This is a genomic window from Bacteroides sp. AR29 (genome assembly GCF_900217715.1).
In the GTDB taxonomy this organism is placed as follows: Bacteria; Bacteroidota; Bacteroidia; order Bacteroidales; family Bacteroidaceae; genus Bacteroides; species Bacteroides uniformis.
The window spans coordinates 259,484-284,123 of record NZ_OBMS01000003.1; the positions used below are offsets into that span (position 1 = coordinate 259,484).

16 protein-coding genes are annotated in these 24,640 nt (G+C 48.0%); 6 read left to right on the forward strand and 10 right to left on the reverse strand.

The window, feature by feature from the left end; translation table 11 throughout:
- Window positions 1–15 precede the first annotated feature (15 nt).
- The 6 genes from CSD97_RS02530 to dapB all read right to left on the reverse strand — a co-directional run bounded on the left by CSD97_RS02530 (window position 16) and on the right by dapB (window position 6,114).
- Window positions 16–828, reverse strand: a complete 813-nt coding sequence (locus CSD97_RS02530) for an SDR family oxidoreductase (RefSeq protein ID WP_057097399.1) — start codon at window positions 826–828, stop codon at window positions 16–18.
- A gap of 122 nt (window positions 829–950) precedes the next feature.
- Window positions 951–2,183, reverse strand: coding sequence for an alginate lyase family protein (locus CSD97_RS02535; RefSeq protein ID WP_057256584.1), 1,233 nt, complete (start codon window positions 2,181–2,183; stop codon window positions 951–953).
- A 3-nt stretch (window positions 2,184–2,186) separates the two neighbouring features.
- Window positions 2,187–2,828, reverse strand: coding sequence for a WbqC family protein (locus CSD97_RS02540; RefSeq protein WP_005826060.1), 642 nt, complete (start codon window positions 2,826–2,828; stop codon window positions 2,187–2,189).
- Between the two features lie 89 nt (window positions 2,829–2,917).
- Window positions 2,918–3,853 (reverse strand): signal peptidase I, encoded by a 936-nt coding sequence (lepB, locus tag CSD97_RS02545; RefSeq protein WP_057256583.1) that lies wholly within the window; start codon window positions 3,851–3,853, stop codon window positions 2,918–2,920.
- The gene (lepB, locus tag CSD97_RS02550; protein WP_098031919.1) at window positions 3,850–5,343 is read right to left on the reverse strand and encodes a signal peptidase I; all 1,494 of its coding nucleotides are present in this window, start codon (window positions 5,341–5,343) and stop codon (window positions 3,850–3,852) included. The genes lepB (CSD97_RS02545) and lepB (CSD97_RS02550) overlap by 4 nt, the downstream gene beginning before the upstream one ends.
- Window positions 5,344–5,349: 6 nt before the next feature.
- Complete coding sequence (gene dapB, locus CSD97_RS02555) at window positions 5,350–6,114, reverse strand: 4-hydroxy-tetrahydrodipicolinate reductase (protein ID WP_005826055.1); 765 nt, start codon at window positions 6,112–6,114, stop codon at window positions 5,350–5,352.
- Window positions 6,115–6,210: 96 nt separating this feature from the next.
- On the opposite strand from dapB, the gene CSD97_RS02560 reads away from it, so the two are divergent.
- The 4 genes from CSD97_RS02560 to CSD97_RS02575 all read left to right on the forward strand — a co-directional run bounded on the left by CSD97_RS02560 (window position 6,211) and on the right by CSD97_RS02575 (window position 11,972).
- The gene (locus CSD97_RS02560; RefSeq protein ID WP_005826054.1) at window positions 6,211–7,485 is read left to right on the forward strand and encodes a DUF2851 family protein; all 1,275 of its coding nucleotides are present in this window, start codon (window positions 6,211–6,213) and stop codon (window positions 7,483–7,485) included.
- Between the two features lie 77 nt (window positions 7,486–7,562).
- On the forward strand, window positions 7,563–8,075 hold the full coding sequence (locus CSD97_RS02565) for a hypothetical protein (protein WP_005826053.1): 513 nt from the start codon (window positions 7,563–7,565) through the stop codon (window positions 8,073–8,075).
- A gap of 114 nt (window positions 8,076–8,189) precedes the next feature.
- Window positions 8,190–8,879 (forward strand): DUF6250 domain-containing protein, encoded by a 690-nt coding sequence (locus CSD97_RS02570; protein ID WP_005826049.1) that lies wholly within the window; start codon window positions 8,190–8,192, stop codon window positions 8,877–8,879.
- Window positions 8,880–8,885: 6 nt separating this feature from the next.
- Window positions 8,886–11,972, forward strand: a complete 3,087-nt coding sequence (locus CSD97_RS02575) for a chondroitinase family polysaccharide lyase (RefSeq protein ID WP_098031920.1) — start codon at window positions 8,886–8,888, stop codon at window positions 11,970–11,972.
- A 185-nt stretch (window positions 11,973–12,157) separates the two neighbouring features.
- Here CSD97_RS02575 and CSD97_RS02580 read toward each other — a convergent pair whose 3' ends face one another.
- Both CSD97_RS02580 and CSD97_RS02585 read right to left on the reverse strand, forming a co-directional pair.
- Window positions 12,158–13,126, reverse strand: coding sequence for a tRNA-dihydrouridine synthase family protein (locus CSD97_RS02580; RefSeq protein ID WP_022401878.1), 969 nt, complete (start codon window positions 13,124–13,126; stop codon window positions 12,158–12,160).
- Window positions 13,127–13,128: 2 nt separating this feature from the next.
- Window positions 13,129–14,262 carry a glycoside hydrolase family protein gene (locus CSD97_RS02585; protein ID WP_022401877.1) on the reverse strand — a complete coding sequence of 378 codons (1,134 nt, stop codon included), beginning with the start codon at window positions 14,260–14,262 and terminating at the stop codon, window positions 13,129–13,131.
- 194 nt (window positions 14,263–14,456) lie between these two features.
- On the opposite strand from CSD97_RS02585, the gene CSD97_RS02590 reads away from it, so the two are divergent.
- Both CSD97_RS02590 and CSD97_RS02595 read left to right on the forward strand, forming a co-directional pair.
- Window positions 14,457–16,937 (forward strand): polysaccharide lyase family 8 super-sandwich domain-containing protein, encoded by a 2,481-nt coding sequence (locus tag CSD97_RS02590; protein ID WP_098031921.1) that lies wholly within the window; start codon window positions 14,457–14,459, stop codon window positions 16,935–16,937.
- 8 nt (window positions 16,938–16,945) lie between these two features.
- A complete protein-coding gene (locus CSD97_RS02595) occupies window positions 16,946–19,591 on the forward strand; it encodes a glycoside hydrolase family 2 (RefSeq protein WP_005826042.1) in 2,646 nt (881 codons plus the stop codon).
- Between the two features lie 405 nt (window positions 19,592–19,996).
- Here CSD97_RS02595 and CSD97_RS02600 read toward each other — a convergent pair whose 3' ends face one another.
- Both CSD97_RS02600 and CSD97_RS02605 read right to left on the reverse strand, forming a co-directional pair.
- The gene (locus CSD97_RS02600; protein WP_034522898.1) at window positions 19,997–21,487 is read right to left on the reverse strand and encodes a RagB/SusD family nutrient uptake outer membrane protein; all 1,491 of its coding nucleotides are present in this window, start codon (window positions 21,485–21,487) and stop codon (window positions 19,997–19,999) included.
- Window positions 21,488–21,513: 26 nt separating this feature from the next.
- Window positions 21,514–24,594: a TonB-dependent receptor gene (locus CSD97_RS02605; RefSeq protein ID WP_005826038.1), complete on the reverse strand. Its 3,081-nt coding sequence runs from the start codon at window positions 24,592–24,594 to the stop codon at window positions 21,514–21,516.
- Window positions 24,595–24,640: the final 46 nt, after the last annotated feature.

Sequence of the window (24,640 nt, forward strand, 5' to 3'; positions counted from 1 at the left end):
TTTGCAATTTACTATTTACATGGCGAATGCGTTGAACCCTCCGTCCACTACAGCCACCGTACCGGTGACAAAGCTGGAAGCATCGCTGATGAGGTATTGGATGGTTCCGCAAAGCTCTTCTGCACGGCCCATACGTCCGAAGGGAGTTTGGCGAATCACATCTTGCCCACGTTCCGTGTAGCTTCCATCCGGGTTCGTCAGCAGGGCACGGTTCTGCTCTGTGAGGAAAAATCCGGGTGCGATGGCATTTACACGAATACCTTCACCAAACTTCTTGGCAACTTCCGTAGCCATGAAGGCTGTGAAATTGGAGATACCGGCTTTTGCGGCAGCATATCCGGCTACACGCGTCATGGGGCGGAAAGCAGCCATGCTGGAGAAGTTGACAATAGCACCTGCCTTCTGCTCCACCATCGGTTTGAGGAAGACTTGTGTAGGCAGTACGGTACCGGTCAGGTTTAATTCCAGCACCCGTTGGAACTCTTCTATCTTCAAATCGAAGAAAGTGCCCGTGGGCGCGATGGTGGCACCCGGCATATTTCCGCCGGCTGCATTCAGCAGGGCATCTATGCGGCCATAGGCTTTCAGGATGTCAGCCAAGTTCTGTTCCAGCAGTTCACGGTTCATCACGTCGGTTGTCAGGAACATGGCTTCTCCACCGTTTGCCTTGATTTCTCCGGCAATGGCGTCCCCTATTTCTGCCTTGCGTCCCAAAATGACGACCTTTGCACCTTCTTCTGCCAGATGAAAGGCGATGGCTTTCCCCAATACTCCTGTTCCACCGGTTATGACCACTACTTTGTCTTTAATGTCAAATAAGTTTTTCATGATTCGTTCATTTAAAAATTACGTTGTGTTTTATTTGATTAGCGTTGCAAAAATACGGAATAATCCGTTGCACTGACTAACAATCATACAAAAAAGATGCATTTGTTGTCCGGAAGAAAGTGCTATTTCCTTATCGGGTTGTCCAATGCCGTGGCTTGTATATACAGTAGATTGAAGTTGTCATGCGGTTTTAGGATACGGTGGGCATAATAAAGATTCAGGTAGTCTTTGCGTGCAGGATTCAGGTAGACGGCAGTACGGTAGAGGTCTTTGCAGAAATTCTGTATCGAGCTTTCCCAGCCGCTTATCTGCTGGTAGGGCCATTCACTGAGGCCCTTTCCGACGTAGGAAGCCAGGAAATCCATGGCTTTGTAGAAGTTACGTCCATCGGTAGAGGTGATGTCATCCAGCTTGATTCCAAGATTTTTTGCCATCAGCATGATGTCAATAAAGTGGGTCAGGTTGTACTGTGAGTAGTGGAAGGCAAGGGTACGTTGCAGTTCGTGCGGTTGTCGTCCGTCAGGAGCTATCTGGGGGAAGATACGTTTTTGGGGGAAGTCATTGATGATTTCCTGCGCCAGTTTCTTGTTACCGGTATAGAGGGCGAAAGCTATGATTTGGGCATCGTAGGCTACGCTGTGGTTGTTGGCACTGGCTGCTTCTTCCTTACCTTGCGGACTGGCGAGCATCCAGTCGGTCAGTTTGGAAAACCATTTCTTCAGTTGTTTGCTGTCCTGGGTAGTAAATGCTTTTGACTGTTCTAGCAGTGCCACAGCATCCAGCATTTCTATGAAGGAGTAGGTGTCTATCAGCCCATAGCAGCGACCTTTGTCGTTATTGTGTCCCGGTATCATTTGTGCATATTCCAGGTTGGGGTTCATTCGGGTGTCTTTGTTCAGAAACCATACGCGGATAAGTTCTGTGGCTTTCCGGGCATACTGCTCTTCTCCGCTGAAGTACCAGACCAGAGCCAGGGTAGTGATGCGGCCGGCTGTTGTTCCCAACCGATTACGGTCTAGTTTGTTCAGTTCAGGATTGGATACGCCGTCGCGGTTGATGTAAGGCAGGCCGTTTGGCTTTGTTGGGTCGGGCCAATAGTATCGGGCTTGGCTCATATAGTCATGCTTGTCACCGCTGGCAGGTGTTTTTTCTTTCATCATGACAGAAAGGGGCTGGGCGTCCAATAACCTGTCCGCTTCCGCTTTCAATATCTCGTAAGTTGTGGCATAGAAAGGCTCGTGAATAGAGTGCTTTACATTTGCAAGGTGTGCTGTGTTCCAAATGGATTGTGCTTGCATACAAGATGCCAGAAGCAGGAATGCAAGCGTCCATTGTATTGTTGCTTTCGGTTTCATGTCTTATTTTAGAGTGATGGACTTCTGTAATACCAATAAGCTCTCCGGTCCCATATTGAACAGCAGGTCTATGATGCTCAAGTTGGGCAGAAACCCGAGTCTCTCTTGAAACACTTGATAATAAGGTTGTGGTGAGAATTCTGTATCTTCCAGAGAAAAATCCTTTTTCGGATGAATGCGTTCGCGGAAATCCGCTTCATTCGGAGTGAATTCAGTCCGGTATTCGGTGGTGCGTGCCATATCGGGCTGTATGTCTATCAGAGAACAGATAAGATGGCAAAGTTCTTCGTTGAAATCGACTAAAAACTCATACTTCTTTTCATAGAAAGGGCGGAAGTCGTCTTTATAATATTCAAAGAAAGGAGTGTGGTTGTAGGCAGATTCTATGGCATTCCAGTGCAGATGCCTCCAGTTCCCGTGGTCTGAAATGCGTATATCGCGCATCGGGCATTTTAGGGTATTCGGTTTGACGGTGGGGATGGAAAGGGCCAGTTCACCGTCCGGTACGGCAATGGTACAACGGTTCCGGTAAGTCTGCTTCATATAGTGGTCATGCTGTTCGATGAATACTTTATCGTATGCCAGCAATTTGGTATAATATTCTATGGGAGCCAAATAGGCGGAAGAAAGAAAAACTGTTTTCATCAGTATATTTACGATTAGATGATTTGCGATTTACGATTGAAGCTACTGTGCATTGTTTGTATTTTCATTTTTATTCTTTCATTTGTTTGTCATTCCACTCTTTTCCATATCCTGCCCCATCGGTAACCGCTGAAAGGTCCTGTTCCCTTTTCTTTGGAGAACCAGATGATAGATGCCTTGCCTATGATGTGGTCTTCGGGGACGAAACCGAAAAGACGGGAGTCCGAAAGATTGATGGCATTGTTGGCACCTACCCAGTAGTAGTCTTTGGTAAAATGGCAGTGTTGCACGGGTTTGCCTTCCACATAAAGGGTGTCGTTTTTGATTTCGGCTTGTTTCTTTTCGTGAAGTACCAGGGTATTTCGCAACAAAGTCTTGTTCCACGGATATACGCGCACGGCTTTGCCTTTGCTGGGGATTATCAGAGGTTTCAGTATCTCCATAGAATCTTCCTTGACAATAGGTTCTATCCAGCAGTTCCCGTTCATGGCTTGTTCCAGCAAGTAGTGTTCATAACGGCTGAAACTGCGTATATTCTTTGTTGAGTCCTGCCCCAATAGTTGGTTGGGAGCGATGGAAAGTATGGAAAGCAATGAATCCAACTGTCGTTCCCGTTGTCTGGGGTAAGAATAAAGAAACTTCTGGTCGGGCGCATTCTTTTCGGAAGGAATCACTGAAAAAAGCGAATCTATCAGCAAGGTATCTCCGGGAATACCGATGCAACGGCTGATGAAGACTTCCCGTCGGTCAATCACGGGTTCTGAAAGATTGGCAGGATTGTTGAATACAAGAATATCCTCTTTCTGCACCGGACTGTCCGCCCAGCGATGATACCCCCATAACTTCATGAAAGGAAGCCGCAGACCGTAGCTCCACTTGTTTACAAGAATACGCTCACTTTGGTACAGTGAATTTTCCATGCCGGAAGAGGGGATAAGATAGGAAGTTGCCACACAACCCCGAAGCAGCACCACGACGAGTGCCACTCCAACTATTGTGATTGCTATCTTACACCCTTTTTTCATTTAATGCCGTCCACCCACTTGAATATCCGGTTCCAGCGTATCTTACCGTCAAACCAGCCCCGGTCTTTGTCCAGTGACAACCATACTACGATAGGCTTTCCTACGACATGGTCTTCCGGCACAAAACCCCAGTATCGGGAGTCGGCGGACTTGTCGCGGTTGTCGCCCATCATCCAGTAGTAGTCCATATTGAAGGTATAAGAGTCGGTCTTTTCACCATTGATGTAGATGCCGTCTTCCTTGACTTCCAGTTTGTTGCCTTCATAGGCAACGATGCAGCGTTCGTAGATAGGCAGGTTGTCCTCGGTCAGCTTGATGGTGGCGCCTTTGGCAGGAATCCATATCGGGCCGTAGTTGTTGCGGTCCCATTTAGTGTAAAGGTTCAGCGGATACATCTGTCCCGAGAATTCTCCCGGTTCAATGATAATATTACTGATGAGTTTCTTGTTGCCCGAAAGGGTCTCGTACATCTTTTTGGTAAGCGGAAGATGATAGACCGGTGCCAGCCTGCCTTGGGCATCCCGGCGGTCCAATCCCATTTCAATCAGATTCTCTTCCCAGCCCAGACCGTCGGTCATCAGTGTCTGGTCTTCTTTGCTGATGCCCAGTTCACGGAACATATCATCGGTGATATAAGGACCTGTAGTCTGTACAAAGTAGTTGAACTGCATTTCTGTAGGGTTCTCGATGGCTTTACCGTCGATGTATACCTGTCCTTTCTTGATTTGCAACGTATCGCCGGGCAGGCCTACGCAACGTTTTACATAGTTTTCACGACGGTCAACGGGGCGTATGACAATGTCACCGTACATTCTCGGATTGGAACGGATAAGATTACGTCCGGCATTGTAGTACAGGTCGTAGACAGTACGTTGCTGCTTGCGTGTCAGGCTGTCCATATTCACCTTGTTGGGATACACGCGTTTTCCTTCTTCGTAAGCAAGGGTATAGAAGTCTGTCTGCTGGAAATTGGTGGCTACCGTGTCGCCTGCCGGGAAGTTGAACACCACAATGTCATTCAGTTTCACTTTGCTGAAGCCTGGTACACGCTTGTATTCCCATTGGGGCCATTCGATGTACGATTTGGTGTTGAATACCGGTAGTGTATGTTGTGCCAGCGGCATGGAAAGCGGCGTATTCGGTACGCGCGGACCATAACTCATCTTGCTGACGTAAAGGAAATCGCCTACCAACAAGGATTTCTCCAATGAGGAAGACGGTATCTGATAATTCTGGAACACATAGATATTTACGAAGTAGACGGCTACCAGCGCAAATACGATGGCATCCACCCAACTCATGATGCTGCGTACGGCAGGATTCTCCGATTTCTTCCAGAATCCCCAGGGTATCTTCTTACTGATGTAGATGTCAAAAATGAAGGGTAGTACAATCAGTCCCAGCCAGCTTTTTACCCAAACCAGAAAGGCAAGGTAGAGCAGGGTGACTATACTGAATTTAATCCATTGGGTGCGTGTTGCTTTTCTCATGATGTTTTAGTCTTTTAAAAATGGAAACAAGTCACTCATTCCCAAAGCACCTTCGTGCTTGGCGGTATATTCGGCAGCAAGGACAGCTCCCAAGGCAAATCCCCTGCGATTCTTGGCATCGTGGGTGATAGTGATACTGTCGGCTTCGGAGTCGTAGCGGATGCTGTGGATGCCCGGTACTTCTCCTTCGCGGATAGAACTTATGGATAGCTCATTGGCTGCACATTCCGTAGAGCCCGAAACGGTTCCGTCGGGAGCTTGGAAAGTCCCTTCTACCCATTTGTCCTTACGGTCGAGATTCTCCAGAATACCTTCGGCAAGCGTGATGGCCGTTCCGCTCGGAGCGTCCATCTTGTGGATGTGGTGCGTTTCGCTCATTGTCACATCATAGGCAGGGAATTGGTTCATTATCTTTGCGAGGTACTTGTTGACGGCAGAGAAGATGCTTACTCCCAAGCTGAAGTTGGAAGACCAGAACAGTGTCTTGCCGCCTTCGGTACAAAGTCTCTTTACTTCGTCTCCATGTTCTGCCATCCATCCCGTACTGCCGGATACCAGTTTGACCCCGGCGCGGAATGCCTTCATATAGTTATTGTATGCAACCATGGGGTTGGTGAACTCTATGGCAACGTCGGCGCTCTTGAAGGCTGCCGATTCAAAGTCTTCCTGATTGTCGACATCGATGATGCTTACAATTTCGTGTCCGCGGCCAAGGGCTATTTTCTCGATTTCCTTGCCCATTTTTCCGTAGCCGATTAATGCGATTTTCATTGTTTCTATCTGTTTTTATTTAGTTTATCAACAAACTATAGGTCGCAAAGATAATCTTTTTCTTACATTTGTGCTCAACATTAACGTCTTGTTAACATGGAACAACTACTGCATTATGTTTGGAAGCACAAAATATTTCCTTTGTCATTGCTCCAGACAACCTCCGGCCGGCCGGTAGAAGTGATAGATCCCGGTTTGCCGAACATGAATGCAGGCCCCGATTTTTTTAATGCCAAACTGAAAATAGACGGTACGCTCTGGGTGGGCAACGTCGAAGTGCATACGCAGGCATCAGACTGGCTGCTCCATAGGCACGACCGTGACAAGGCGTATGATACCGTCATCCTGCACGTGGTGGGCGAATCGAATTGTGATGTGTACCGCACGAACGGTGAGCTGGTTCCCCAGATGGTGCTCACTTGCCCCGACACTGTCCGCTTGCGCTATGAAGAGCTTCGGCAGACAGAGATTTATCCTCCCTGCTATTCCATCCTTGCCTCCCTCCCAAAGCTGACCGTCCATTCCTGGCTGTCCGCTTTGCAGGTAGAGCGTTTTGAGCAGAAAGCATGCGTCATATCCCAGCGGCTCGAACGCTGCAATCATCATTGGGAAGATGTTTTCTTCATTACTCTTGCTCGTAACTTCGGCTTCGGGCTGAATGGGGATGCTTTCGAGGCATGGGCAAACCGCCTTCCATTCCGCGCCGTAGACAAGCATCGGGACAGTCTGTTTCAAGTGGAGGCTTTCTTCCTGGGGCAGGCAGGCCTGCTGGAGGAGGTCTCGGCAGAGGCAGATGATTATTATTTGATACTTCAGAAAGAGTTCCGCTACCTGCAACACAAGTTCGAGCTGCCAGCTCCCATGTCTGTTGAGCAGTGGCGGTTTCTGCGTCTTCGTCCCGATAACTTTCCACATGTACGCCTCGCCCAGCTTGCCTGTCTGTATCACAAGGAGCAGTCGCTCTTCTCGCGTGTTATGGAGGCTGAAACGCTGGAGGCGGTGAAGAAGATACTGGCTGCCAAGACTTCCGCGTATTGGGAGGAGCACTTCAATTTCAGAAAGGTTTCACCCCGGAGGGAAAAGCGGGTAGGGGACGGTGCCTTGAATCTGATTGCCATCAATACGGTCATCCCGTTTCTTTATGCTTATGGCCTGCACAAGGCCGATGACGTTTTGTGTGACCGTGCCACCCGTTTCCTTGAATCCTTGAAGGCCGAAAACAATCACGTAACCCGACTTTGGGATGGTGCCGGTTTGCCGGTATCTACCGCTGCCGATTCGCAGGCTCTGCTTCAACTTCAAAAGGAATATTGTGACAAGAAAGACTGCTTGCGTTGCCGGTTTGGTTACGAGTATCTGAAACATAGATGATAATAATTATCGCCCCATAGCCTTAGCATTTTATTACTTTTATATTATCTTTGCGCATTGAAAAATAATCCGAGTATATGAAGGCTATCCGCTTTGTTTTTTGTCTGTTTGCGGCACTCATGCTGACGACTCTCAATGGTCTGGCTGCCGAAGAGGAGGATTTCAAGACATTTCTCCAGAAATTCACGTCCAGTGCTTCATTCCAGTATTCCCGAATCAAGTTTCCTTTGAAGTCTCCCATCGCCCTCTTGAAGGATGACGGTGAGACGGAACAGACTTTTCCCTTCACCCGCGAGAAGTGGGCATTGCTAGACGAAGAAACGCTGAAGGAAGGACGTACTACCGAAGAGGAGGGAGGTACCTATATTTCTCACTTCACAGTCAATGAGCCTGCCCATAAAGAGTTCGAAGCAGGCTATGATGAATCAGAACCTTCCCTTCGTGTGGTCTTTGAACTGACGGATGGCAAGTGGTATGTCACCGACTGCTATAACGACTGGTACAACTTCGATCTCCCTATCAATGAACTGGAAGAAACTATTCAGGCGGTACAAGAGGAAAACAAGGCTTTCGAAGAACTTCATCCTTGATGAAGTGGGGGCAGAAATCCGCCTCAATCATTATTTTATCCTTCTTCTGTACGATTTATGCCCCTCTTTTTCCAAAAAGAGGGGTTTCTTTGTACCGTACTAATACATTGAAATATGCGGTTACAACTTCTTTTGATGCAACTTCTCTTATGTGTCCTCCCCGGTATGGAGATGGGCGCTTCCTGCCGGCTTACCGCCTGGGTCGTGGAGGATTCTTCCGGAAAAGTGGAAATTACATGTATCGGCGATACGATGGATATTGTATCTCCGGACGGGCTGTCCCTTTGGTATAAGGAACGGTTGACGGGAAACTATGAGATTACCTACCGGGTACAAGTGGTGGTTGAGAATGGTAGCTACGACCGTCTCAGTGACTTGAATTGTTTTTGGGGGGCCGATGACCCCCGGCATCCGGATGACTTCTTTGCCCGCAGTGCATGGCGCAACGGCGAGTTCAAGAATTACAATACGCTGGACCTTTACTATGTGGGCTACGGCGGTAATGATAATGGAACTACGCGTTTCCGTGAATACCATGGAGAGTATTATGGAGTGGACGATGCAAAGATTAAACCCATCTTGAAAGAGTATACCGATGCCGCCCACCTTTTGAAGCCCAACCATTGGTATGAAGTTAAAATCCGTGTGGAGAATGGAGCCACCACTTATGCCATGGATGGTGAAGAGCTTTTCAGCTTACCGGTTGCCGATGGCAAAGGAGACGGCTATTTCGCCTTACGGTTGTGGCAGAACCACGTACGTTTTGCAGATTTCCAAGTAGCAAATATCGATAACCTTAAATAAACAGACATGATGCAATTCAGTAAATGGAAAATAGGAGCGGTAGCGCTCGTTTGCATGTTGCTGCCGGGCAGTGTACACGCACAAATCGTGAAGAATGAGCGCTTGCTTTCTTTTGAGGAGAAGCAGGTTCCGGCGTTTGTCACTACGGCAGCTGGTTCGCAGTTGGGCATTAGCGACGAACATTATAGGGATGGCGACCACAGTTTGAGCTGGACTTTCGAGCCGGGTGCCGCACTGTCTATCAAAAAAGACTTGAAGTTTGAGAAGAAAGACCCGACGGGGAAAGACACCTATCTTTCGGCTTTCATCGTATGGGTGTACAATGAGCAGGCCCAGGACAAGCAGATTCGGTTCGAGTTCCTGAAGGATGGCAAGGTATGCACCTCTTTTCCTTTTGGCATCAACTTCACCGGTTGGCGCGGAGCATGGGTATGTTATGAACGCGATATGCAAGGCACCCCGGAAGAAGGGATGGACGAAATCCGCATTGTAGCCCCCGACGTGAAAGGGAAACTCTTTTTCGACCATCTGATTACTGCCAGCAAGGTAGATGCCCGCCAGCAGACTGCCGACTTGCAGGTACCGTTTGTAAATAAGGGAACCACCAACCACTGGCTGGTTATCTACGAACACTCCTTGTGGAAACCGGACATCCCTCTAACAGACGTGACCGAGGCGCAGAAGCAGGATATACGGGTTATGGAGAAGCGTTTCCGCGGCATGCTCTACACACCTTCCGCGCTTTCGGACAAGGAGATGCAGTCCATCCGTGAGAAGTATGATTTTTATCGGATTACCTACAAGAACGGCAAGGTAGCAGGACGTCCTATCTATTTCGTACGTCACTCCGAGGCATACGAACGTATGGTACCCGATTGGGACAAAGATATGTTCTCCAGACTGGGGATAGAGATAAGCGACTATTTCAACCTGATGAAACGCGTCGCCATCGCCTACAACAATGCGGAGGATGCGGCGCTGAAACACGAGTTGAAGCAGAAATTCATCGCCATGTACGATAACGCCACCGACCAGGGTATTGCCTACGGCAGTTGCTGGGGGAATATCCACCATTACGGATATAGTATGCGCGGTCTGTTTGTGGCTTATTTCTTGATGAAGGACGTGTTGCGTGAGGCAGGTAAGCTGGAAGAGGCGGTACGTACGCTCAACTGGTATGCCATCACCAATGAGGTATATCCCGAACCTGCCGTCAACGGTATTGATATAGATACGTTCAACACCAAGTTGCAAGGCCGCATAGCCAGCATTCTGATTATGGAGGATACACCGGAGAAACTGCAATACCTGCGTTCCTTCTCCCGTTGGCTGGACAATGGCTGCCTTCCTGCGCCGGGATTGGCCGGTTCTTTCAAGCCGGACGGTGCTTGCTTCCATCATTGCAACAATTATCCTGCCTATGCAGTGGGCGGTCTGGACGGTGCCACTAATATGATTTACTTGCTGAGTGGTACCGAGTTCCGTCTGTCCGAGCAGGCACACGAGACGGTGAAGAAAGTGCTTCTCACCATGCGTTTCTATTGCAATCTGAAGCAATGGTCTCTCTCCATGTCCGGACGCCATCCCAACGGGGGAGGAAGCCTGATACCTATCCAATATGCCACGATGGCCATTGCCGGTACGCCGGATGGCAAGCAGAAGTATGACCCCGAAATGGCTGCTGCCTATCTGCGCCTGGTTGCCTATACAGAAGCTCCGGACAAGAATGCGCCCGACTATCTGCCGAAGGCTTCTACCTGCCACGAATTGGAGATGAAGAAGTTGCTCGAAGCCCAAGGCTTCCGTCCGGAACCCGACCCGCAAGGCAATCTGGCTTTGGGTTACGGTTGTGTATCCGTACAGCGTCGCAGCAACTGGGCTGCCGTAGTACGCGGACATTCCCGTTACCTCTGGGCTGCCGAGCACTATCTCCCCGCCAACTTCTATGGCCGTTATCTGGCACATGGCAGCATGCAGATTCTTACCGGAAAACCCGATGAAATGGTTACTTTTGCCACCAGTGGCTGGCAGGAGGCCGGTTTCGACTGGAATCGTATTCCGGGTGTCACGAGCATTCATTTGCCTTTCGACCAGCTGCGTGCCCGGGTATTGAATGTCGATACCTTCTCCGGCATGGAGGAGATGCTCTATTCCGACGAAGCTTTTGCCGGCGGTTTGTCCCAAGCACATCTGAACGGTAACTTCGGTATGGTGCTGCATGAACATGATAAGTATAACGGTTCTCACCGTGCCCGCAAGTCGTTCCATTTCTTCGACGGCACCATTGTATGCCTCGGTACGGACATCGAAAACCTAAATACCGAATATCCAACGGAAACCACCGTGTTCCAGCTTGCCGCCACCACTCCCGAAACCCGCCGGTACTGGGAGTCCTATCAGAGTGATGGACAGACTTATATAGACCCCAACGGCGTAGGTTATTACATTTCCAAAGCTTCCCGTCCTACTGCCCGATATGAGAAGAACTTCCCGCAAGTGACCGTAGGCGAGCGTAGCACCAAGCCTACTTCCGGCGACTGGGTGTCCTTGACATTGCAACATGGCAAAGCCCCGAAAGGCGCTTCCTACGAATATGCAGTGCTGCCCCACACGGATGCCGCCGCTTTGAAGGCATTCGCCAAGAAACCCACTTACAAGATTCTCCGGCAAGACCGCAACGCCCACATTGTGCGTTCTCCGGCAGACGGTCTTACTTCTTACGTCTTGTTTGAGACTCCGCAGGCTCTGCCCGACGGTGGATTGTTGCAGAAAGCCGATACATCGTGCCTTGTCATGATACGCGAATATAAGGACAAGCTTCTGCTGACTGTTTCCCAGCCCGACTTGGCCTTGTATCGTGGTCCGAGTGACGAGGCTTTCGATAAAGACGGAAAACGTATTGAGCGCAGTATCTATTCACGCCCGTGGACTGACAATGAGAGTCAGGAGATTCCCGTAACCGTTACTTTGAAGGGACAGTGGAAGGTTGCCGAGACGCCCTATTGCAAGGTGTTGTCGGCAGACAAGAATCAGACTGTGCTGCGCTTTACTTGCCGGGATGCTGCAAGCTTAGAGGTAGAGCTAAAGAGGTAGGGAGAGTATAGGTTAGACATTGATACTGAATACCCACAACACCCGGATGTTTTACCCCATAACATCCGGGTGTTGTGCTATAAAACATGGGGATGTTTTGGGGTAATACATCCGGGTGTTGTGGGTATTCGGTATAGGAGTCTTAGCCTTTCTCTCCTATAGAGAAAGATACTGGAAACGGTTGTTTAATATGTTCCGAGCAGATTGCTTACTGCTGACTGATAGTTTGCCAGTTTGCTGGTCTTATGAATGGTCTTTCTCGCTTTGCGGTCTCCGTCCGGCAATAGGTACTCCCAGAAACTTTTCATTTTCATTAATAGCTGTGCCTCACCGCCTTGCAGTAGCTCTTGATAGGCGTTGAAGACCTCGGTGTGTAGTTGTCCCACTTTTTTCGCCATTTCATCGGAAGAAATCGGGGTTCCTTGCTTGTATTCCAGCGCCAGGGCAGGATTGGCGAGTAGCCCGCGGCCGATGACGATACCTGCCAATCGGGGGAACCGTGTGGTGATAGAACGGATATCATTCGCGGTATGCAGGTCTCCGTTGTAGAACAGAGGGTGGGTGCACTCTTTGTAGAAAGCTTCAAATCCCTCCAGGTCTACCTCTCCTTTGTATTGCTGCTTGCCCAGACGCGGGTGCAGGATGATGTGTGCGAGGGGGAGTTCGTTGAACAGCGGTAGCAGGGCAAGACACTCCTCTGCCTGCTCCCAGCCCAGACGCAGCTTCACGGAGAAACGGATGTCGGGATGTCGGTCGATGGCTTCGGAGAGCAGCGCCTTCACTTCTTCGGGATAGGGCAGCATGCCGCAGCCATTGTGGCGCCGGGCCAGCATCGGAAAAGGACAACCCAGATTGATGTCCGCTTCCCGGTATCCTTTTTCGATGAAAAGGGACATTATGTGCTCCAGCTTGTCCGCATCCGGAGCAATGAGCTGGGGGATGAGGTGCAGGTCCGGGTTGTTGTCCGGCTCAATGTCACGGGCATCTTTCCGCCGGATTTCTCCGTGCTCCATGCGTACGAAAGGAGAGTAATAGGTCTCTATGCCGCCGAATATGCGTGCATGCGCCCGCCGGTAGACGGCATCGGTGTAGCCTTGCAGCGGGGCGAAGTGGATGGGTAATATGTTCTCGTTCATGGCTGCAAAGATACACATTTTTACTTCCGATCTTTGATGGGAATCACCATATTCCAAGAACGGGATGCATTTTCGAATCCTCCGGGCCCGTCCATCGTGGCAAAGAAGATGTAGGCAGGCTTTCCGTCCTCGAAGAGGATGAAGGGGCGTTCCAGTTGTCCTTGCTTCTCCACGCTGCCGTCTTCCCACTCCACAGTGAGCGAGTAGGCTTTCGGGTCTTTGTCCACCGTCCATTGGATGCCGTCTTTGGAATGTGCCATGACGCCTCCGCCCCGTTCGCCGGTAAACTTGGCTACATGGTCTTTGAAGATGGCATGATAGCCGTCTGCATCTTTCCAGAGGAAAGGGTCTTCCGCTTCGCCCTGACCGTCTACTTCAAAGATGGGACGGTCATTGTTCAGCACCCGATAAGGGCCTTCTATGGTAGGAGCATAAGCCATTCCGAGGCTCATGGCCGAGTGCAGGTAACCGTTCGTGTAATGTCGCCCCTTGAATATCATCATCACCGAACCGTCTTCTTGAATGATAGGCGAGGGATTTGAGGTCAGAAAACTGTAGAAAGTATTGGGCTTGGTCTTCAAGATGGGCTCGTCCAAGCGTTTCCACGGACCGTAGGGCGAGTCGGCAACGGCCAGTCCCACACGTTTGTTGGCACGGGCAACGGTACACCAGGGGCTTTCCAGGGTGAGTTGTTCGTAAGTAGGGTCGGCAAAGGGGTGGGTGGAACCCATATAGATAAGGTAGTATTTCCCGTTCTGCCTCAAAATGCGTGGATTGTGTGTGGAGCGTCCGTCCCAGTATTGCGCACCACGGGCAGGGAGGGCCACTTCGCTGAACCGATAAGGTCCTTGCGGTACCTCGGACACGGCATGTACAATCTCCGAAGCTACCATCCATCCCGGATGGAACGGCAAGCTCTTGGGAAAGCGGGAAACGAACATATGGTACTTGCCGTCATCTCCTTTCACTACCGAACTTCCCCAGGCCCAATAGCCTTCGCACTCGAAAGCTGGTGTACGTGGAGCTTTGTCTAAGTGATGAAACAGTGGGTTTTCCGACTTCTGTTTCAGTTCTACCAGATTGTCCAGCTTCTGGGCAGAAGACGTTATAGCTATGAAAGCGGCAAAGAGAAAAAGCAGATGATGTCTTTTCATGGGGAGTGTTGTTAATAAGATTATTATGATGAAACAAAGATAGCCAATCTTTTTATGCCTGTTGCCGCACTCAGCCAGTTCCGTACGAAAACTGCATCTGTTTTGTATGATTGCCGTCATTTCTTCCCTCTGCCTTTCATTATATTTGCTGAAAATATAATCGGACATTATACAATAACCAATACGATTCTAATATGCAGAGAAACCTTATTCTGACCATTCTCGGCCTTTGCTTGGCCGCAACCGCTTTTCCGCAGGAGAAGGAAACGCAGTTTGCTTTCAATAATTATCACCGTTACTACAACGAAGCCCGGCAGCGGGGGGATGCAGAGAAGGAGAAGTCCATCAAGGCTTTCCGCGCTTCCTTTGCGCAGCATCCTTACCGTTATCATTCCCTGGACACCCGGTTGAGTGCGCAGGAGTGTCTGGCACAACTCACTGCCGACGGTATCTTTTCTGGTTTAAGGGAGCAGGAAGAGCAATTCCGCAAAGAGAATGCCTTTCAGAAGCCTTACTCCAACCCGCAGGCCGAAATAGGCTTGTTCGTGGCGGATGCCTTCAACCGTATCTGGAAAGTAGCGGATGCCTATCGTAAAGGTGAACTGACAGAAGAGCAGGCCTTGTCCGGTAAAGTGCTGAAGGCAATCTTGCATTACGGCGGTATCGAGGCAGGACGCCCCAATGACGGTCCCCGTTTCCATGCATCTTGCTTTGCCATACCTACGGCAGCGGTCAATACTTATTTCTGCTATCTGAAACAGATGGACGATGCTGAAGGTGGGAAAGGCGGCACATTGCTGCAAGAGGCGTGCGATATGTTGAAAACCATTGCCTTACAAGCTTGGACCCAACCTCTCCGCCACGACGAAACCGATGAGAATGTAGTTTCCATTTCCCGTTTCCGCAACCATGTGTGGTGGGTGGGCGGCAATGCATTGGCCTATCGTTCCCTATTGCCCGTGGCCGCCATGTACCGTTCCATTCCTATGATAGACTTGCTGGCGGAAGTTTGCCAGCGCGGTATCAGTATGACCTCCCAAACTACGTATTCCGATGCTTTTTGGACTGAGGGATTCACTGCCGACGGAGCAGGTTGGGGACATGGAAAGCAATGCCTGATTTGGGGTTATCCCATTGACGGGACTTCCAATGCACTTAAAATGCTGAATATGCTGAAAGGCTCTCCCTGGGCCAAGAATCTGGGCCGGGATAATGTGCAGGCACTTCTTAATTTCCTGCGTGGTGGTGCCTGGTATTATTATAAGGGATATCGCCTTCCTTGCCTGGACCGTGGCTCGTATGTATATAATCCCACAGAGCTTTCCATCCCTTATGCCGGAATGCTGGATAACCTTATCGGCAACTGGATGGACTCTTTCACCCCCGAAGAGCAGCGGGAACTGTTGCAATTGCAGCAAGAGGTGAAGAAGAATCGCATCATGATGGAGGAGTATGCTCCGGGCATCTATTCCGGTACCCGTTGGTTCTTCAACAACGACGACTTGATAAAGAAGACCCCCGACTATCATATCACGATTAATATGGCCTCTGTCCGTTGTGACGGACTGGAGAGTGCCGCCAGTTTTGCTGATGCCTACAATTTCTATCCGACGGATGGAATGACGTTGTTCCAGCGCAGCGGCGATGAGTATTTCCGGATTATGGGCGGTTGGGATGTCACCGCTTCCCCGGGTGTGACTGCACGCGAAGGCATGGACAAGCTGGTTCCCGTAGAGAATTGGCGTGGTTATTGCAGCAGGAGTAATTTTGCTGCCGGTGCTACGGATGGCGGGAGTAATGCCGTTGCAGGATATATCTTCGAAAAGATGAACGCTTCTGCGAAAGAGGGTGTGAACGACAAGGGGAACAGTGAGGGCTTGAACGAGGTTCTTTATGGCTTCAAGGCATATAAGTCTTATTTCATTCTGGGAGATTACATGGTAGCTTTGGGTGCGGGCGTAACCAATAAGCGTCCTGAACTGGATGGGGAGATTCGTACCACCATCGACCAGACGGCTTGGACGGATGAAGTTTTCTCGATGAAAAGGGGAAAAATGGAGCTTGTCGCTTCCGGCACTCACTCGCTTTTGTCGGCAGATGGTACTCCCCTCTGGCTGGTGCAGAAAGGTAAGTTTGCCTATCGGATACTTCCTGAGTATACCCGTGAAGCATTTGTTACTTGCGAGACTCGTCCCACAGATTGGGTGAAGCGGAACAAGGTGAATGAAAAGAAACAAGGCTTGCCCTCAGAAGCCAGAATCCTCCGTCTGTGGGCAAATCATGGACAGCGTCCGGTTGATGATACCTATGGCTATGTGGTTTATGCAGGCCGGCAGATGCCGTCGGATGAACTGCCGTTCCGGGTATTGCAGAACGATACCCTGGTGCAGGCGGTCTGCTCTATGGATGGAAAGGTGGTGGAAGCTGTCTTGTATCCCGGCAATAAAGGTTTGCAGGCAGAAGGTTTGTCTCTTTCCGCTTCTGCCCCGTGTGCGGTGCTGATAAGGGAAGATGCAGGGGAGATTGTGGTTTCTGTCACCGATGCTTGCATGAATGCGGCTCTGAAAGGGATTCGGATTGTTCTCAATGGAAGGGAAATCAAAGTACCTATGCCGCAGGGGATGCTTTGTGGAAAACCGGCGGTAATACGTGTGGATAGAATGACAAATCAATGATATAGATTATGAAAAAGATTCTTTTATTAATTATTTTCTGGGCTTGCATCGGTGTACTGCAAGCACAAGAACACTTTTCTGCTGCCAGTTTTTATCCGGTGCCCAATTCCGGCCGCGAGGTATTGGACTTTAATCCCGGATGGCGTTTTCATCGGGGGGATATTCCTTTAAAAGCTGATCCTTTGCAACTGGATGACAGCAAGTGGGAGCTGGTAAACCTACCGCATACCGTACAGCTGGTTCCTTCCGAGGCGAGCGGTTCTCGCAATTATCAGGGGCCGGCCTGGTATTCCAAGCGTTTCACTGTCGATACTCGGTATCAAGGTAAGCGGTTGTCCCTCTATTTTGAGGCGGTTATGGGTAAAAGCAGCTTTTATATCAATGGTTACAAGGTAAAGGAGCACTTCGGTGGTTTTCTCCCGGTGAGTATAGATTTGACTGCTGTTGGTGTGCGTCCAGGTGATGAGGTAACCGTTGCCGTATGTGCTGATAACAGTGATGACCCTTCTTTCCCGCCGGGGCGCAAACAGTATACGATGGATTTTTGTGTATTTGGTGGCATCTACCGTGATTGTTATCTTATCTGTACCGGTGACGTGCATGTAAGCGATGCCAATGAGGCTGGCCAGGTGGCTGGGGGAGGCGTGTTTGTCAGCTATGAGGATGTGTCGGACCAAAAGGCTCGGGTGAATGTCAAGACTCATATCGTCAATGATAGAGAGAGTGGTTGCCGGGTGGTAGTGGAGTCAACCCTGCTGGATGCTGTTGGCAAGCAGGTGGCCAGTACAAGGAAAAGTCTCAGCTTGTCTGCCGGAAGTGATGGACACGTCATGCAGCAGCTCACTGTCAGAAATCCGTCTTTGTGGCATCCCGATACTCCGAATCTGTATCGGCTCCGCACCTCTGTCTATCTTAACGGCAAGCTGTGCGACGCTGTTGTTTCCCGTATCGGTATCCGAAGCATTGAGTTTCGCGGTGCCGACGGTCTCTATATCAACGGTAAGCCGTTCGGAGACAAGCTGATGGGGGTAAACCGCCATCAGGACTATGCTTATATCGGGAATGCCGTACCCAACAACCTGCATTGGCTGGACGTGAAGAAAATGCGTGATGCTGGTTTCCGGATTATACGCTCGGCACACTATCCCCAAGACCCTGCATTTATGGATGCCTGCGATGAACTGGGCATGTTCATTATTGTAGCCACTCCCGGCTGGCAGTACTGGAATCCGGAACCGGTGTTTGAAGAACGTATCCTTTCCGACATCCGTAATATGGTCCGTCGAGACCGTAATCATCCGTCTGTCCTTCTGTGGGAACCGGTACTTAATGAGACGGCTTTTCCGGAGTCTTTCGCACAGAATGCCTATCGGGCTACTCATGAAGAGTATCCGGCTCCGGGTTGCTATGCTGCCATTGATGACAAGAGCAAAGGAGCAATGGGATATGATGTAGTTTATACAGCCCCCAAGAACGAGGCGTTTTACCGGAATGCAGGCAAATCCTGCTTTACCCGGGAGTATGGTGACTGTGTGGATGACTGGAATTCCCACAATTCTTACAGCCGTGTGGCACGTGAATGGGGTGAAGAGCCACAGATTCGCCAGGCCCAGCACTATGCCCGCAAGGATTATGGCGGCTCTCTTACGGTTGATCAGTTCTACAAATCTCCTCGGGGGCATATAGGAGGTGCCTTGTGGCATTCGTTTGACCACCAGCGTGGTTATCATCCTGACCCTTTCTGGGGAGGACTGATGGATATGTTCCGTCAGCCAAAGTATTCCTATTACATGATGATGAGCCAGCGTGATCCGCACCTGCACTTGGAGCAGGCTGATAGTGGGCCGATGGTGTATATAGCTAATGCCATGACTCCTTTTTCCCCCGAGGATATAGTGGTTTATACCAACTGTGATAGTGTACGTGTCATTGTGAACGAAAAAGACACCCTTGTGCAAGTGCCGTTGCTGGAGGAGAAGGGGATTCGTCATCCTCCCGTTGTTTTTAAGGGTGCTTATAGCTTTGTGGATGTCCGGGCACTTCATCGGGCCGGGAAACCGGAACAATGTAGTATTGTGGCTGAGGGATTCCTGGATGGCAAGATTGTTGCTAGGACCAAGAATATGCCTTCCAAACGTAATGAACAGCTTGTACTGACTGTTGATTCTGGACTACCCCTGCGTGCCAATGGTTCGGATATGGTCACGGTGATTGCTTCCATTACCGATAAGGATGGCTATGTAAAGCGCCTTTCTCAAGAAACCGTTATTTTTGAGGTGGAAGGAGAAGGAGAGTTGGTCGGTGGAAGAGAGGTAGAAGCCAATCCCCGTGTCAGTCGTTGGGGGACTGCACCTGCACTGATCCGTACAACAACGAAAGCAGGTACTATCAAAATAAAAGCACGTCTTTTGCATCCAGGTATACAGTTCCATCCCCAGGCAGTGATTGAAATAGCTACTTTGCCTGCGGAACGTGTAGCCTTGTATAGAGAGCTTCCGGTTCCGCAAAAGACGGAAATCTTTGGAAAAACTGAAGTCGGAGAGATTGACTTCAATGAAATAGAGCGCCTTGCCAGGGAAGAGCAGGAACGTATCAATGAAATGAAGCAGGTGGAACAGCAGCAACGCCACTTTGAAAGTACGGAAAAGAAATAGCATTTACTGGTATTTTTGTTTCTACACAAAAAAATAAAAACATCTGTCACGCTATCACGCAAAGGAGTATATATGTGATTATAAATTTATTAGGGTGTGATAGGTGTTTTTTCATACCTATCTATCACGCTCTAATGAGAGTATTGGAAATAGAGTGATATCGTTGTTTTATCTATTAGGGATAGTCTTATATTGTTAGTTTTCAGCATGAAGCTTTTAGTTTCCAGCTGGATGTCTTTTCCCTGATTTAGTTGGATGTTGTTTGGGTAGTATTACATTGTATTGATAAATAAAAGGGAGGAACCTCACGGCCCCTCCCTTTCGTACATATCAAATTGATTAAGGTCTATTTGATTTCTTGATAAATAAGGTTAGAAGTTTTGTGTTATTACGTTTTTATCAGTATTAGTAGCCTGCATTATTAGTCCACTGTGTCAGACGGATTTGCTGATAAGGTATGGGGAAGTAATAATGGTTGTTGCTTTGGAAAAGCGAACCATTCCAAGTCTCGGCTCTAACTTCACTTACCTTTTCCAGACGAACAAGTTCGAACCAACGTTTCATTTCTGCAAAGAATTCCCAACCGCGTTCGTTGAATACAGCTGTTGTGAAAGCTGTAGGATCAGTAGTTGTGGTCAGCTGGTCTTGTGCATAACCGGCACGTTTCTGTACTTTCTGAATGGCATCCAAAGCTTGTGCGTTTACACTGTTTGTGGCACGGGTGGAAGCTTCTGCGTACATCAGCAGGACATCGGCGTAACGGTAGATACAAGTGATACCATTAGCTTGGGCACTCTTACCGGGTGCGCCGTTGTCATAGTCATAATACTTGGAAATGGCGGGAAGCTTATCGGCACTTTCTTTATAAGTGACATGACCGTTTTTAGTTTCCCATTCTGTCATATAATTCCACTCTTTACGTGCATCATCCGGATAATTTAGAAAGAAGCTTTCGTTTGCATAGTAGTCAGACCAACCGGCATTGGGGGCAAAATCGCTGGGGTAGTAAGACTTTCCATAGTTACTTGCCGTCTTCATCTTCGCATTATGGTGGATGGCAAACATTACTTCATTGGGTTGTGCTTTATTGGCTTCTTTCCACAATTCTGCATATTCTTCGGTCAGGTACAAACCAGAGTTGTCTATGATGTCTTTAGCTGCAGCCGCTGCCAGTGAGTAATACTCTTGTCCTCTTTTCAAAGGCCAACCGGCCATTGTCATGTAAGCGTCTGCCAGACAAGCTTCGGCTGCCCATTTGGAAGGAGTAGAGCTGAAGCCGCTGCGACTTTTTGCCGGTAATATTTCTACTGCTTTTTTCAAGCTAGGAATAATCGCTTGATCATAGATTTCTGCAACAGCAGTTCTCGGCATGTACGTTGAAGCGTCTGTTTCTGCTAGAATTAGGGGTACATCACCATACATGCGTACCAAATAAAAATAAGAAAGTCCACGGAGGAAGTAAGCTTCTCCTAATACTTCTTCAAACTTCTTGGCTTGGTCTGCATTTTCCGGTAATACCGTCTTATTAATAAGTGTATTGGAGTGGTTGATAACGGCAAAAAATAGTGACCAAGTAGTATCGAAATCTGCAGTGTTGGCTGTGATATTGGGAGATAGTCTATAGTAATTGGCCAATTCATTATTTGCTTTTGCCGCACGATAAGTAATATCATCTGCACATACATTTATGCGTTGTAAACGGCAGTTAAAACCATAGTTCCCATTCCATAAATCGTTATAAAGTCCTGTTGCAGCTTGTTGAAGACCTGTTAGGTCCATGCTGGCAATGTAATCTTCATCAGTAATGAAAGACTGTGGCTCTTGGGTCAGGTCTACACAAGAAGTTGTCAGGAACATACTGCAGGCTATTGTTGCTATATATGCTAATTTTTTCATATTATTCTTGTTTAAAAGGTAAATCATTAGAATGCAAAATTTAAACCAATCAGATAATTACGGCTGTTAGGATATGAGCCCCAATCAACACCTTGTATCAGTGGGCTTCCCATTGTTGCTTCAGGATCCAGACCGGAATAGTTGGTGATATGGAACGGATTCTGGATGGAAACATAAAGTCGGAGATTGCTGATACCAAGTGATTTGCAGGCTAATTCGGGCAAAGTGTAACCCAAGGTGATACTTTTCATCTTGATAAAGCTTCCATTTTCTACAAAACGACTGCTGAATACTTTGTTTTCTGTGCCTCCTTGTACGAAACCCGGTACATCTGTATTTGTATTGGTTGGCGTCCAACGGTTCAAGAAGTCACGCATTGGAGTTACTGCAGCCATGTTCTGACCGGAAACTGTATTGAATCCCATTTGATGAGTTGCATTGTATATATCAAAGCCATGGAAACCTACCATAAAGAATGAGAAATCAAAATTCTTGTAATTGAAGCTATTGTTCCAACCCCAGTTAAATGTCGGTTGACCACAGCCGATGATACCTTGGTCTGCATCATTCAGTACTCCGTCTTTATTGGTATCTACATATTTAGAGTTACCAGCTACGACTTTATAGACTTCACCGTTTGTTTTGCCATTTGTTTGACCGTTGGCGTCTACGAATGGAGCGTTCACTTCATCTTCCTGCCAGATACCTCCGAAAGTATATCCCCAGAATGTACCTAATTTTTCACCTTCAATCATCTGGAATAATTGATTTTGGAAACTTCCGGCTTGCTGTTGGCGATGGTTAGCTGTAGGTATGCTGTTGAAAGTTCCTTTATTATGCGATAAAGTAACGTCGGTATGCCAGCTGAAGCCTTTACCGGTAAATGGGTCTGCACTGATTGTGAACTCTATACCAGTATTCTTGATTTCGCCAGAGTTCATCAACAATGAGGGAAATCCCATGTGTGTTGGTTGTGCCAGATCCAACAAAATATCTTTGGATAATTTGCTATACCAATCGGCAGTCAAGCGTATGCGACCGTTGAGTATACCAAAATCAACACCTGCATTGAACTGGTCGTTACGTTCCCATTTTAGGTAAGGAGCAGCAGGGCGGTCTACTTTATAAGAGGTGGAGCCATCACTATTTCTTATTGGAGTACGTTTGGAATAGGGGCGGTAAGCTTCTACAGCTTGGTTACCTACAGAACCATAACCGAGGCGAAGTTTCAATTGGTCGATAAAGCTGTTGTCTTTCAAAAAACTTTCTTGTTTCAAGTCCCAAGCCAAAGCTGCAGATGGGAAATAGCTCCATTTATCAACAAGACGTGAAGAACCATCTGCGCGAATAGATGCAGTAACCATGTAACGGTTCATAAATACGTAGTTTACACGTAACATACCTGACATTAATGTATTGATAACACGGTCGGAGCTATTGGTAGCAAGCTCTGCATTTGACCATGCCAAGTTGTTTATACCGATCCTATCAATATAATCCAAACCATAAGCAGTACCGGTATGATTGAAATTATTATCATAAGACTGTTCGAAAACAGCAGTTGCGTTGACACGATGATTAGCATTAAATTCTTTTACATAACTTAATGTGTTGGTGTTTAACCAGGAAGTGTTCCAGTAACTACGTGCTTGACCTTGCGATAAATTGCTATTCTTGAAAGCATAGTAACTTTTGTCATTTTGTACGGAAGTGTTTAGTCTATTGTCAAGCAGAACTCCCAGTTGTGAGCGGAAGCTCAAACCGTCCATGATGTCAAACTGGACATAACCTTGTATACGATTATTTATTGTCTTGTTGGCATTGTCTGCTTCCCAAATATGCCCCATTGGATTGTAAGTTGAACTACCCTCAAAAAATGAATTATTGTAGTTTCCATCTTCATCTTGCGGTTCAATAGTACTGGGAAAGTACATTGCTTGTTGGATTAAACCATCATATTCATTGACACGTGGAGTACTTGTTTCTCTGTAGTGACCATAGATGTTCATACCAGCTTTCAGCCATTTCTTGATTTTGGTATCTACTTTCAAACGCCAGCTGTAGATTTGGCTACTTGACTCCTTGATGATACCTTCATCGTTTTGATAGCGGAGAGATGCCAGGAAAGTAGTCTTTTCGCCACCACCTGCAATAGACATTTCATAGTTCTGTGTAACGGCAGGGCTGCGGAAGATTTCTCTTGAGTAATCATAACCTGCTTTGCCAGACTTGAAGGCTGCTAATTGCTCTGCACTATAATAGTGATTGTCGCCGTATCCAAAATATTCCTTACCATAGTCATTAACCAGGTTGGCATATTCATAGGTAGAAAGATTATCAGCATACTTGGCTACAGTCTTGATGTTGGCAAATGCATTAAAAGATACAGTCAATTTGTCTTGGGATGGGTTTTTGGTAGTAACCAAGATTACACCGTTTGCACCGCGAGAACCGTAAACAGCTGTTGCAGATGCGTCTTTCAATACTTCGATAGATTGAATATCGGAAGGATTCAACGACTGAAGGGAACCACCGATGAAACCGTCGATAACAACCAAAGGACCGGTTTCTGCTGTGATAGAGTTGATACCACGTACACGGATGGTATTGTCTTCAGTAGGATTACCGGAACCAGAGAGAACTGATACACCGGCCATACGTCCCTGCAATGCATCGGATACATTACCGGTCGGGGTATTCTTCAATGCATCTGCTGCTTTTACAGAAGCAACTGCACCGGTCAGGTCACTCTTACGTTGAACGCCGTAACCCACTACGACAACTTCCTGCAGCAATTGGCTGTCTTCTGCCAGTTTTACGTCGATTTTGGTCTTTCCGCCTACGGCAATCTTTTGTGTCTGATATCCGATATAGGAGAATACGAGAGTTGCGTTTGCCGGAACATTGGGAAGGGTGTAGTTTCCGTCAATGTCTGTGATACATCCGTTACTTGTTCCTTCCACCTGGATAGAAGCACCAATCACCGGACCTAAGTTGTCAGTCACTGTACCTGTTACTGTGAGATTCTGTGCATTGGCCTGCGTGGCAAATAGGACAGAAAGCAACATAATACCTAATGCTTTAAAGAAGCTGGATTTCTGTTTCATAAATATTAATTTAATTAGTTATTAATAAAGGTTGTTTCTTTGTTTT